11 protein-coding genes are annotated in these 12,181 nt (G+C 44.1%); all 11 read right to left on the minus strand.

All coding sequences use genetic code 11. The features are described from left to right. Positions 1–60: 60 nt before the first annotated feature. Positions 61–615, minus strand: coding sequence for an ATP-binding protein (locus tag L990_RS14890; protein WP_047451008.1), 555 nt, complete (start codon positions 613–615; stop codon positions 61–63). Then, entirely contained in the window at positions 612–1,352 is a 741-nt protein-coding gene (locus L990_RS14895) for a PHP domain-containing protein (RefSeq protein ID WP_047451010.1), read from the minus strand. The genes L990_RS14890 and L990_RS14895 overlap by 4 nt, the downstream gene beginning before the upstream one ends. A gap of 12 nt (positions 1,353–1,364) precedes the next feature. Then, on the minus strand, positions 1,365–1,700 hold the full coding sequence (locus tag L990_RS14900; RefSeq protein WP_047451011.1) for a DRTGG domain-containing protein: 336 nt from the start codon (positions 1,698–1,700) through the stop codon (positions 1,365–1,367). Next, complete coding sequence (locus tag L990_RS14905; RefSeq protein WP_047451014.1) at positions 1,678–3,063, minus strand: [Fe-Fe] hydrogenase large subunit C-terminal domain-containing protein; 1,386 nt, start codon at positions 3,061–3,063, stop codon at positions 1,678–1,680. The genes L990_RS14900 and L990_RS14905 overlap by 23 nt, the downstream gene beginning before the upstream one ends. 3 nt (positions 3,064–3,066) lie before the next feature. Beyond that, on the minus strand, positions 3,067–3,489 hold the full coding sequence (locus L990_RS14910) for an ATP-binding protein (protein WP_047451016.1): 423 nt from the start codon (positions 3,487–3,489) through the stop codon (positions 3,067–3,069). A 5-nt stretch (positions 3,490–3,494) separates the two neighbouring features. After that, the gene (locus L990_RS14915) at positions 3,495–3,839 is read right to left on the minus strand and encodes a DRTGG domain-containing protein (RefSeq protein ID WP_047451018.1); all 345 of its coding nucleotides are present in this window, start codon (positions 3,837–3,839) and stop codon (positions 3,495–3,497) included. A 349-nt stretch (positions 3,840–4,188) separates the two neighbouring features. Beyond that, positions 4,189–6,339 (minus strand): S46 family peptidase, encoded by a 2,151-nt coding sequence (locus L990_RS14920; protein WP_047451020.1) that lies wholly within the window; start codon positions 6,337–6,339, stop codon positions 4,189–4,191. 120 nt (positions 6,340–6,459) lie between these two features. Beyond that, on the minus strand, positions 6,460–7,050 hold the full coding sequence (locus tag L990_RS14925; protein WP_047451026.1) for a Maf family nucleotide pyrophosphatase: 591 nt from the start codon (positions 7,048–7,050) through the stop codon (positions 6,460–6,462). Between the two features lie 174 nt (positions 7,051–7,224). After that, positions 7,225–8,247: an endonuclease/exonuclease/phosphatase family protein gene (locus L990_RS14930; RefSeq protein WP_052181061.1), complete on the minus strand. Its 1,023-nt coding sequence runs from the start codon at positions 8,245–8,247 to the stop codon at positions 7,225–7,227. Positions 8,248–8,310: 63 nt separating this feature from the next. Further along, positions 8,311–10,812, minus strand: a complete 2,502-nt coding sequence (locus L990_RS14935; RefSeq protein WP_047451022.1) for a M6 family metalloprotease domain-containing protein — start codon at positions 10,810–10,812, stop codon at positions 8,311–8,313. Positions 10,813–11,192: 380 nt separating this feature from the next. Continuing rightward, on the minus strand, positions 11,193–11,831 hold the full coding sequence (locus L990_RS14940; RefSeq protein ID WP_047451024.1) for a hypothetical protein: 639 nt from the start codon (positions 11,829–11,831) through the stop codon (positions 11,193–11,195). Positions 11,832–12,181: the final 350 nt, after the last annotated feature.

Below are 12,181 nucleotides of genomic sequence, written 5' to 3' on the forward strand. Positions count from 1 at the left end.
ATTATATTCGTATTTTGTTTAATTGGTATTGTTGGTGTTTAAACTGTTAAAAAAAGCACCTCAAAGGGTGCTTTTGCTCTTTATTTCTTCGACGTTTTCTTTTATCATATCCCGTAAAAAGGCTGCTATTTTGGGTTCCGTTATAGGAGTGTTTCCTAGTATCTGTTTTATTTCTCGAGTGTCAAATTCGTAAAGCAAATTATTGTACTTGTAGGAGAATATAAAGTCGATGTTGGGATTTCCTGATACAGTCATGGCAATAACGCCTGAAAGGTCTCCAAGTGGAGGCGTATCTATGTTGTCAAGTTTGAATGTGACAACGAGGGTTGTTCCAACACCCAGCTCAGAGAATATGTTGAGGTGTCCTCCACTTTGCTCTGCGCTTTGTTTGAATAATGGTATACCCATACCTACCTTTCTGGTTGTTCGCGATGTCACAAAAGGATCGCTAACTTGTTCTACCATCTCAGGAGGCATTCCTGTTCCATTGTCCTTAATAAAAATGGAAATTAGATTCGTTTCGGTATTTTCTTCTACCCCGATTTCAACCAACGAGGCTTGTGCTCTGGTCGAATTTTGTACAATATCTAGTATATGGAGTGATAGGTCTTTCATGGTATTTCAACGTATCGGCCTTGCTGGTTGTGCAAGGCCATTTTTATTTCATCGAAAGATTTATTTTCGATGTAAAAGTTTGTATATGCGCATCCGATACCATCGATGAGGTGAGCATCGGAGCATTGAATAAATGTTTTTTGCTCGAGTAATGGGAGCGTTAAGCAGAATTTAGGCTTGGTTGTATGGGGGGATATTTCTAGCGCATCGTAGTTTAGATCGAAGGGAATGAATCCGAGTTGGGATATCACGCTAAACTTATTTTTGTTTATGTGCGCTGGAATAAAGAGTCCATCAAGCTCATGTACTTTTTGCTCTACTTGCTCAATGCTGGCATCTATTGCCGTTATAAGCAGGTAGGGGAGTTCTTCTACTATTTCTTCCTGCTCGTTAACCACAACTTGAAAGCCAAAATGTTTGGTGTCGAGAGGTAGTGGAGGAAGTTTTTCGTCAAGAAAAGACTGGAAGATGGAAAGAGTTTCCCCGTTAGGGAAAAAGCAGAGGCAATGGGCCTCCTCTTTGGTGGTGACTTCTGCTCCCATTAAAACGTATATATCCTCTTTGGCGGCTAAGCTACTTATTAGAGGACCGTGCTTGGTACAATTGTGATCGGCAATACCAATGATGCTGAGCCCTTTTTCCTTCGCTTTTGCAACTATGTTGCATGGGCTCATTTCCAAATCGCCGCAGGGCGATATGACCGTATGGATATGTAGGTCCGCTTTGTACGCAATCATTGTAGCTGTAGTTTACTCCTTTAAAAGTTCGTAAAGCTTTCCTATGATGGTAAATGCATCTTGATCCGTACTAAGAACAGGGATTCCCTCTTCGTTGCTTTGGACAAGGGTATCCGTGTCGGGTTGCAGCCCTTTTACCAATACAACTGCCGAGATATCTTTTAAGCTGGCAATTGCCATTACATTTTTGTGTGTTTGTAGGGTTACCCAAATGTTTCCTGCTTGTGCGTTGCCCATTACATCACTTAGCAGGTCCGATGCGTAACCTCCAATAACTTCGTTCTGAAGACCCGCCTCTCCTGAACATACTTTTAGGTGGAGTGCCTCAGTAATTTTCGCCACGTTCATTTTTTGCTCCTCTTTTTGTACAGTTTTTATCAAATCTATCTTTACCCCAAAGCTTCTCAATCATTCGGTAGGCATGCTTGCTGTCAAGTAGTCCTTGCTTCTCGAGTGTCTTTTGGAGAAATATGCAATTCGTTATTGTCGATCGGCCTTGTACAACATCTTCGGCATGCGCTTGGCATGTAGGGGCTCCACATACCGAGCAGTCTATTCCAGGAAGAAAGCACATTAACCGTCTTACCTTTTCCATTTTGGCGATTGCCCGACTTACGTCTACATCAAAACGAAGCGTTGTTCGGGGACGTATCTCCTCCGTAAACGCTTGCTCTTTTAGCCGCTCGGCGTAGCGATCGATGTCCAAGTTTAGTGTCGAGAGATCAACATTTTTGGACCGTTTTTGCATTCGTTCTACAACCAAAAACCTATTTGCTGGTGCAAGAATACCTCCAGCACAGCTTTGGTCGCACATCCTTAGCTCCAGAAAATCGACGTTGTCAATTTCCTCATTTTCCAGCTTCTCCAGAAAGTCGATGACGTTTTTCATCCCATCGATGGATAGCGATCGTCCTTTTATGTTAGATGCTTCGCCTCCTGTTAGAGCCCAAAGAATTTGGGTCGAATCGAGGTTTGATTTTCTATCTGGTTCAATATTTTTTGGTCCTCCCACCGACTTTATGACCTTCATTACCTTATTGTAGATAAAATCGAGGTTGATGAATCCATTTATGGTTTGGGTATCGTCGGCTACAGGGGAGACTATCGCTACTATTTTTGCAGCACAGGGGGTGATGTAAAAAATACCAACATCGCTATCGTCAACTCCCATATCCCGATATTTCTGCCGAATGTACATTGCGGAAAAGTCGAGCGGCGCTTTTATAGGCATGATGTTGGGGGTTAGCCCAGGGAAGTTAACCTGAATAAGGCGAACAACAGCAGGGCAGAAGGAGGATATAATAGGATGTTCTACGCTTTTGTCTTTGACTCTTTCGTTTACTAGGTCGATCAAAATGCGGGCACCTTCTTCTCCTTCGATGATGTCGGTAAAGCCGAGCCCTTTTAGTACCGAAAATACGTGTTCGGGTTCAATTCCGTCTTTAAACTGGCCAAGAACGATGGATGGAACAAGGGCTACTCGATGCTTATACTTGAAAATCTTGTCAAAATCGTCGTGGTTGTTGATAATGGCATTCACCGGACAAACGCGGTAGCATTCGCCGCAATCCACGCATCGGTCGGGGTAAAGATGCGATTTCCCTTCCCTAATGCGTAATGCCTCGGTAGGGCATACTCTTACGCAGTGGGAGCATCCGATGCAGACATCCTCCAGTATCTTCAGCGCATGAAAGAATTGCTGTGTGCTCATTTTCTACGATTGAGGATTTAGATGTATCGTTATTTCGAGCGTGGTTCCTCGCCCTATCTCTGTTCGAATTTCAAACTTGTCGGAGTTGGTTTCGATGTTGGGTAGCCCCATACCTGCTCCAAATCCCATTTCTCTAACTTGAGGAGAGGCTGTCGAGTATCCCTTTTGCATCGCAAGTGGAATATCTGGAATTCCAGGACCTTCGTCCTCCAGCTTCATAATTATTTGTTCGGCATTTATATCTACCGATATTACCCCGCGGTAGGCGTGGGCTACAATATTAACCTCGGCTTCGTAAAGCGCCACTACCACCCGTTTGATTACATTTTGGTCTACACCAATCTGCTTCAAAACTTTTTTGACTTGACTGGAAGCCCAACCTGCACGGGCGAAGTCTCCTCCTTCTACGTTGTATTCTAGTAGCATGGCTGCTAAAAAACGGGTTCTAAACCGGCTTGATATAGGCGCCCAGCGGTTTTGAACATGGAGTATTCTGTTTTAAGAATTACCAAGCCAAGTTCTTCCGCCAAATCAATAATATCTCCACCTATTTTTTTGTTGCGAACAAAAAGAACAACAGGGATGTCAGACATCTCGGCAGTGCGCACTGCTTGAAGGTTGGCTAGACCTGTAATTAGCACCACATCGTTGGTTGTAAGCGTGAGTACATCGCTCATAAGATCTGATGAAAAGCCTTGCTGCACGTCCATTCCAAGCTTATCTTTTCCCGATAAGACTTTTGCATCTACTAGTTGCGCTATTTCCGATATCTTCATACAAATAGTTGTTTAGGGCTGAGGTGTATTAAAAGGTTACTGATAAAATCGATTTATAACCTCCCAATGCTCGCTAATAGGTTTTGCTTTTATGCTTAAGAGGGATACCTCTTTTGCGAAATGTAGGATATTTAAGGACAATTAACAATAAAACGGGGTGTTGGAAATGTAATTTAAATTGATTCTAAAAACAGAGGCATTCCAACGGGATGTTTAGAGCAGGAGGGGGCTTCTCCCCGAAATACGCTGTAAATTTTTTTAAATTGTATGGCTAGTCTCTAATTTTGATGGGTATAAAAAAGAAGACCTGCCTAAATTGCTAGGCAGGTCTTCTTATATAGGGAAGTTTTTATTGTACAATATCCATTTCGTCTATAAGACGTTTGGCACCCGCATACTTGTCGATGATGAAAAGCGCATAGCGAATATCTAGGGTGATATTACGGCATTGATCCGGATCGTACATGAGGTCGCTCATGGTTCCCTCCCAGCAGCGGTCGAAGTTAACACCAATAAGGTTGCCTTCGGCATCCAGAACGGGGCTACCCGAGTTTCCTCCTGTTGTATGGTTGCTAGCTGTAAATGCTACAGGTACGGTTCCGTTAACGGCGTATCTACCATAATCTTTGGTTTTGTAAAGTTCGCGAAGCTTAGCAGGTACGTCGTAGTCGTAAATATTGGGGTTATCCTTTTGCATAATACCTTCAATCGTCGATTGGTAGTGGTATTTTACGGCATCTACAGGCATGTAACCTTCTACCTTACCGTAGGCAATGCGAAGAGTCGAGTTAGCGTCGGGATAGAACACTTTTTGTGGTTGGAATTCCATTTGTCCCTGCATGTAGGTACGTAGTAGCAGATTTTGTTCGTTACGAAGATCTTGCAGAGGCTTATCCACCGTTTCTTTGTAGAGGTTGTTTACGGCCATTACGATTTGGAAGATTGGGTCTTCGTCGATCACCTTATAGCGTTTAGGTGCGTAGCTGTTGATAAGCTCGTTGAACTGATCCTGATTGCTAAAGATTGATTTTGCATAAACCTTTTCGGCCAGCTTGTCAAAACCCTTATACTTAGCTTTAAGGTTGGCTATAATGGCTGGCTTAAAGCTTGTCGGAACGTTAGCGTCAAACTCCTCTAGCATTGCCACAAAGGTTTGCTGATCGATTGGACGGTAGTAGTCTTTAAAGAAGCCATCCGCAATCTTTTTAAGCTTATCTGTTTGGCGCTTTATGGCGTCGGCATTTGGTTGCTTATCCTTCGATAGGATAACTAGCGAATCGAAGGCGGCTGCAAAGCGTGCAGATTCGATAGACCAAAGGGCCTCCGTTTGAAAATCCTTTGCAATGGTAAGGGTGGTTGAGGCAGCGTTGTTGGCGTCTAGCAGGGCAACAACATCCGCAAATTGGGTTTTCCCATTTGCCTTTGCCCATGCGGTAAATTCCGATTCAAATTGCTGCTTTTTGGCCACCGCATTAAGGCGTACAAGCCCCTTAAGCTCTCCCTGCCATTTCTTCCAGGCATTGGCAATGCTGGCATTTTTTGCGGCATACTGAATACGGACTGCCTGATTTTTGCTCATCTCCGCATTTTGAATATCGAGACGCTTGGTACGAAGACGGATCTTATTGGGGTTGCTAACTTCGGTTATTAGCTTAATAGATGAGGCTGGAAGGTATTCCTGTGTGCGTCCAGGGTAGCCATATACCATAGTAAAGTCTCCTTCCTTAATTCCTTTTAGGGAGATTTTTAGGCTGCGGCTAGGTTTAAACGGAACGTTGTTGGGAGAGTAGGAGGCTGGCTTATTATTCTTATCTGCATAGATACGGAACAGCGAAAAGTCTCCAGTATGGCGAGGCCACATCCAGTTGTCGGTGTCGCCACCAAACTTACCAATGGCTGATGGTGGAGCGCCAACAAGGCGTACATCCTTGTACTCTTCGTAAACAAAAAGCATGTACTGGTTTCCGTAAAACATCGCTTCTACGGTTGCCTTGCAGCCAGTCGCTGCTTCAACCTTTTTTAGGATGTCTTTACTGTTATTTTTAATGGTTGTTTGGCGATCTTTTTCGGCCATTTGTGCGGTAACACCTTTTAGCACCTGCGATGTTACATCCTCCATCTTTACCAGGATCTTTACAGAAAGCCCTGGGTTAGGAAGCTCATCGCCCAGCTTGTAAGCCCAAAAACCATTTTTCAGGTAGTCGTGCTCCACGCTGCTATGCGATTGAATGTTGTCGAATCCGCAGTGGTGGTTGGTAATTACCAATCCCTCCTTAGAGATAATCTCGCCAGTACAGCCACGGCCAAATAGAACTACAGCCTCCTTTAGCGAATTCTGGTTCTCGCTGTAAATATCTTCAGCGGTTAGCTTAAAGCCTTTATCCTTCATGGCTTTAAGGTTGTACTTTTCGGCAAAAATGGGAAGCCACATACCTTCGTCGGCACGCGACCAGCCACTAAATGCTACAATTAAAAGTAGGCTAAGGGTTAGTTTTTTCATTGATATTGTTGTTTTAATAGCGGATGAATTGAATTGTTGCTAATGACGTAGCATTATTACTTTCGTTTCATCGTGTGGTTGTTTGGTTTTGCTTTTTATACAAATGCTATGCCCGCAGGACTACTGCAGCTTCTTCAGCTCCTGGTAAACTCTATGGATAGGGAATCCCATAACGGTAAAGAATGATCCTTCTATCTTTTTGATACCGACGTAGCCAATCCACTCCTGAATGCCGTAGGCACCTGCTTTGTCGTATGGCTTATAGTGATTGATGTAGAAGGCTATCTCCTCGTCGGTTAAATCGTCGAAGAATACGTCGCATTCGTCAGAAAAGGAGATCTTTTGCGTTGCAGTTCGGATGCACACCGCTGTAATAACCTTGTGCATTTTGCCCGACATGAGCCGTATCATCCGAAAGGCATCTTCGTAGTCTGTCGGCTTTCCTAGCACCTCGCCTTCGGCAACCACTACGGTATCGGAGGTGATGAGCACCTCGTTGGCAACTAGGGCTGTTGGGTATGCATCAGCCTTTAGGTTCGATAGGAATTCGGCCACCTCCTCGGCGGCAAGGTTGGCTGGGTAAACCTCTTCTACGTCGATGTTATCGGCAAGGGTAAACTCAAATCCAGCATCCGCTAGCAGCTGGCGTCGTCGTGGCGATTTAGAAGCCAGTATTATCTGGAATTTGTCTGCTATGGTATTTTTTATCATGGCTAGCTTAACTCTTTTGTGCCCAAAAGTAGGCAAAATGTTACAATAAGGAAGCCAATCCTTTTTATTGTGGTGCATCACGCAAAAAGAGGGAGGCCTTAGAGGCTAATTGCTACAAGCAAAAAGAGCGAAACCATGAAAGGTTTCGCTCTTTACTATGCGTTAATGCTATTTTTATTGCTGTTTTAGCAGATAAATCAGGGTAGGGAAGTGGTCGCTGTAGCCGTTTAGCCAAATGCCTTTGCCGTGCGTACGCTTGGGGTATCCCTTAAACTGGCCATCTTGCTGAATTAGAAAGTCCTTATTAAACACTTCGGCCTTCCAGAATTTGATGGAGCTGCGGTCTTTCCCTAAAAGGTTGCCCGATACCATTATTTGGTCGAAAAGGTTCCAGCTGCCGTTGTAGGCAAGCGAGCCAACTCCGCTTGCAAGGATATTCCAGAATGGGTTAAACATACCTTCTTTAGCTACATCTTTAGCCTCCTTCTTGGCTCCAATTACCTCCGAGGTGCTCTTATCAAACGGATCGTCGTTAAGGTCGCCCATGTAGATAACCTTTGCCTCCGGATCGGCCTTGTATAGCGAGTCGATGATGTGCTTACCAAGGGCTGCTGCGGTTACTCTCGAGTTAGACTCCTTTCCTCCACGGCGCGATGGCCAGTGGGCTACAATCACGTTAACCTTATCTCCGGCAAGATATCCTGTTACCAGCAGCTGGTCGCGGGTAAGGAAATTTGGCTCATCGGGAAATCGAAGTGGAATAGCCTTGCTCGATTCTACCGTAAAAAGTTTTGGGTTGTAAAGCAGGGCCACGTCTATACCACGACGGTCTGGCGAGTCGTAGTGTACAATTTGGTATCCCTTCTGAGCAAACTCGCCAGTGGCAGTTAAATCTTGCAGTACGCCTCTGTTTTCTACTTCGGCAACCCCAATTACCGCAGGGCCAAGCGGAAGTAGCTTCTCTCCAAGCTGGTTAAGCACAAAGGCCATGTTGTTAAGCTTGCATTTGTACTTATTGTCGTCCCATGCGTTGGCACCCTGTGGAGTGTACTCCTCATCGTTAATGGTTGTATCACGCTTGGTGTCAAATAGGTTTTCGAGGTTGTAGAAAGCTACGCCGTAAACGGCAAACTTCTTCTCTTGTGCCGATGCTGCTATCGAGATCAGCAGCGCGAGGCAAAGTATCACTCTTTTCATTTCTGGTAAGCTATTGTTTTGTTTGGTAGGTGCGATATTTCTTAGCTACCGCACCTATCTGATTTAAAGAATTACAATTTTGGTTTTAAACGTTCCCTCGCTGCTCTCTATTTTTACAAGGTAAACGCCGCTGTTTAGCATCGATCTATCTACTGTATTCTGTCCTAGCGTCAGCTTTGCCGTTTGCAGCAGCGATCCGTTAAGGTTGTAGATGTAGGCTGTTGCTGCATCTTTGGTGCTGTAAATTTGAATAGGATCTGAGGCTGAAACTGGATTCGGTGCTATGTTGTATGGCTTGCTATTGCTTGAAACAAGGTTTATTCGGTAGCTTGCTGCTGTTCCTTTTTGATTGTCTATACGAATTGGATTCGTAATAAAATCGGTAGCCACAAGGCTGATGGTTGTGCTAGCCTTATCAAGAGGAATGTATAGCAGGAAGTAGCCATTATTATCTGTTTTAAAGGTTAGCTCTTCCGTTTTTAGATCTATGTTAGCAATACTTTTCGATCCTTGTGTGGTGTAGATGCCATATACGTTATAGCTTAACTTTAGGGTATCCACAGTGTTGGTTGTAGAAGGAAGATTTCCGGTTAACGTCTGCACGCTGTTTAGCTGTGCTGTATAGATAATGTTGCTAGCCATGGATGGAACGAAACATTCAGACGTTTTGGTGCTGCTAACATTTAGCTTGGCATATTCTGCTATGCTTAGCGCCACATTTGCAATGCTTCCGATTCTGGTTTTTCCAACAGCAACAATCTTTTTAAAGTTGATGGTGGTTTCTCCATTCTGATTCATGGCAAATGTATAGGCAAAGCTATTGGTGCTGTTAAACGTGAAGGTTGCGGTTGTATTTCCGTTTGTTAGCGGAACACTAACGGTACCATTTATATCCGTTGTAAGCGTATAACCTAATATGTTAACGGTTACGTTAGGCAGAGGAGCCGCTCCATTCATCAGCTTAAGGGTTGTTTTTGTTAAACCCTCTACAAAAACATCGGTGGTAATGTTTCCTCCAACCTCTTTTATGTTGGTAAGCGAGGTTTTAAGGCTACTTTTATCCCAGTTTACCATTGCTGGAGACGAGGTGGGGGTTATTTGGGTAATATTCGATGTTCCTGGAAAGGGTGAGGCTCCCGAGTTGGCCGTTCCTCCTGGTTTGCTTGCATCAACGAGCTCAAAATATTCACTTGATGGATCATTATTTATCTCGTTTCTGTTCCAGACTGACGAATTATATACTGCGTGGTAAACAATCATTCCATGTCCTGGAATGTAGGCGTCCCATTTTACCTTTTGTCTGTTTTCGAAAATGAAGTATTCGTTTGCCTTATTCGATATCTTATAGCCATAGCTGGTACTATGGTGAGGCGTAATCGTATTATTGGCTTGTGGGTTAAAATTTCTCAAATCTCCCCATCCTAGCATGTAGCGCGAGTAGCTGTTGGTGAAGGGTGGTGTGCGTCCGTTGTTATTCCAGCTGCCGCCTGCCATGATATCGTAGTTTCCTAGGTTTTCCGACTCTCCTCCCGATTTTTCGTAGTCCGTATCATAGTAGTCAGGAAGACCGCATACGTGCGAAAACTCGTGGCAAATAACGCCTATGGTCGTCATTGTTGTTTTGCTTGTACCATAAAGTTCGGGTGAGCAGGAGTAGGCAGATACGTATACCCCGTCAAGTTTTAGTGTTGGGATTTTCCATGCATGCGACCAAATTGCGTCAGCTGATGCTCCCGCTTCTTCGCCATTACCCGCGAAAATAACGTACACGCCATCAATGGTGCCATCCTTATCGTTATCGTACTGCGAGAAGTCAACACCGCTTTGGTCGGCGAGCTTTACCGCTTCAGTAACCATTGCCTCTGGGTTGGTATCATCCCCATCGGCATTATTCCCTCCGTAGCTAGCTCTTGATTGAGATACGGTAACGGGGCCAACCACGTCAACCGTAAGGTTCATTTGCTGAAAGCTGTTGTCGTAAAAGTAATCTTTCACGCTGCCTGTTGCATTGTTGGTGTTATACCCCTGCTTATTGAACAGGTCGTTAAACTCTGCCTGCGTTTTTTGAAACTTGATATCCTGATAGCTAACCAAAATGCATAGCAGCTTTCTATTTCCTTTGGTTGGAAACGCCTTTTGTGGCTTCTCGCCTGCTTTAAGCAAGCTTCTTGATGCTTTTTTCCTTTCTATGTAGGTTGGATTGTAGGTGATGCTTTTATTTAAGCTCTTTAAAAGAGTTTTTTCTGAGCTTGTGCGCGAGCTGATGTCGCTTGCTATAATGTTGGACGCCTTCATGCCCTTGGTGGCATCCTCTACCGCATAGCAGAAGGCTCCTTCCTGATTTTTTACCAGCTTATAGCCATCGGGTGTAATGGCCCAGTGTGCTGCTCCATCCCCTTTTAAATTTACCCTTACGGTTTGCCCGTTGGGCTGCTGGTAGGTTACTTCGTATGGTATCGCCGGTATTCCATGGTCGCGTTGCGCATATAGCGTAGGCCGATCCTGCGCCCATGCTGCCGCTACGGCAAAGAAAAAGGCAAGTAGTGTAGATATCCCTTTACTCATATTTTTTTTGTTAGATGAACCTTTTAGTGGTGGTTAAATTTTAGAAAAAGGAGTCAAACTTAACAAAAAGATTGGTTGATGCGGCGTTTTTTTGGATGTTTTCTGGCGTCAGCTTAAAAAAATTACCCGATTTTTTTATCTACTGATGTTTCCCTGCGCTGATTGTGGATGTTGATGTAGCGGTACCCTATTTATTGTCGAGGTGAGGGGCTGTCGATCTTTCGCAAAAGGCAGTTGGCGGCAGCGCTTAAAATACTCCTTTCAGAAGAAAGAAGCGCGATGTATATCTATCAACGGGCGGTAGATTCTATTCTTATGGAGTGGACTAAACGTAAAAAGGAGGCGTCTGTTGCCTCCTTCTTGTATCTACAGGTATAGTACTACAGGTTATTCACCAAATTTTTTAGCGCCTCGTTATCGGCTACTGCTATCTTTGCAATTGTTCGGATATCCTTACAAAAATCTTGCAGCTCGTCAAACTCCTTATCCCTGGTCGAGGTTGCGGCTGTTGCTGCTGCTGCCTCTGTTTCTCGCTCTACATACAGCACATGAAGCGTCTTCACCTCACTTAGTAGCTCTGCAAAATTTGCAGGTGTAAGGCCAACGGTAGCTAGCGTATCCTTAAAGTTTGGAGTCGACAAATTTTGGTAAAGAAGGATGGTGGTCTTAAAAAAATCGTTGGTGCTGTTAGTTTGCACCTCGTTGGGGAGGATATGTAGCAGCTCTACGTTACTTTTTGCTGCAATTCTTAGCAGCTTCATAATCTTGCGGAAGGCTTTATCGGCGGCCTCTTTACCCAGTAGATATTTTTGGCTGGCGGCAAACGCCGTAGCCTGCTCGCGCTTCTGCTGCTCGAAAAATGACTCCACTTTAGTGAGCAGTATATTGCCCGATTCCAATTTTTCTTCAGTGTAGCCGTAGTCAAAAAGCCGTAGCTTTATTTCTTCATTTTTTGTAATCGTATTGATCGTGTTTCTCGAACGGCCAAGTAGGTCTGATAGCGTATTTTTGTTTCCCATAATAGTTTTATTTTGGGGTTATTCTACTAGTCATATAGTTAAATTTAGAAATGCTATTTTTTGTTCAAAAAAGGGCTTACTTTTTTATCTTTTTGTTCGAATTATTTTAAGGTAGGCCAACTTCGCGACAGAAATTCCTCAATTAAAGTCGTACCGCTATCTTAAAGAGGTGTATAACCTGAGTTTTAACCCAGCTTGTGTCCGTAATTATGGCAAAAGTTTTTTCCGCGCAGTAGAATTGGAGAGAGGAAAACGAAAATTAAGGTATTTAGGAAGCGTTGTTGCTGCTCCTCCTAGCCAAGTAGTGGCTGCTACCTGCCATTTTGTGCTTGCTACCTGACAAGTAGTGG

Source organism: Alistipes sp. ZOR0009 (assembly GCF_000798815.1).
GTDB lineage: Bacteria > Bacteroidota > Bacteroidia > Bacteroidales > ZOR0009 > Acetobacteroides.

Bases quoted from the DNA above. Each gene is read 5' to 3' on its own strand.
- L990_RS14935 (WP_047451022.1), bottom strand. From the start codon at position 10,812: ATGAGTAAAGGGATATCTACACTACTTGCCTTTTTCTTTGCCGTAGCG.
- L990_RS14910 (WP_047451016.1), bottom strand. From the start codon at position 3,489: ATGCTACTAGAATACAACGTAGAAGGAGGAGACTTCGCCCGTGCAGGT.
- L990_RS14890 (WP_047451008.1), bottom strand. From the start codon at position 615: ATGAAAGACCTATCACTCCATATACTAGATATTGTACAAAATTCGACC.
- L990_RS14920 (WP_047451020.1), bottom strand. From the start codon at position 6,339: ATGAAAAAACTAACCCTTAGCCTACTTTTAATTGTAGCATTTAGTGGC.
- L990_RS14925 (WP_047451026.1), bottom strand. From the start codon at position 7,050: ATGATAAAAAATACCATAGCAGACAAATTCCAGATAATACTGGCTTCT.
- L990_RS14915 (WP_047451018.1), bottom strand. From the start codon at position 3,839: ATGAAGATATCGGAAATAGCGCAACTAGTAGATGCAAAAGTCTTATCG.
- L990_RS14930 (WP_052181061.1), bottom strand. From the start codon at position 8,247: ATGAAAAGAGTGATACTTTGCCTCGCGCTGCTGATCTCGATAGCAGCA.
- L990_RS14905 (WP_047451014.1), bottom strand. From the start codon at position 3,063: ATGAGCACACAGCAATTCTTTCATGCGCTGAAGATACTGGAGGATGTC.
- L990_RS14895 (WP_047451010.1), bottom strand. From the start codon at position 1,352: ATGATTGCGTACAAAGCGGACCTACATATCCATACGGTCATATCGCCC.
- L990_RS14900 (WP_047451011.1), bottom strand. From the start codon at position 1,700: ATGAACGTGGCGAAAATTACTGAGGCACTCCACCTAAAAGTATGTTCA.
- L990_RS14940 (WP_047451024.1), bottom strand. From the start codon at position 11,831: ATGGGAAACAAAAATACGCTATCAGACCTACTTGGCCGTTCGAGAAAC.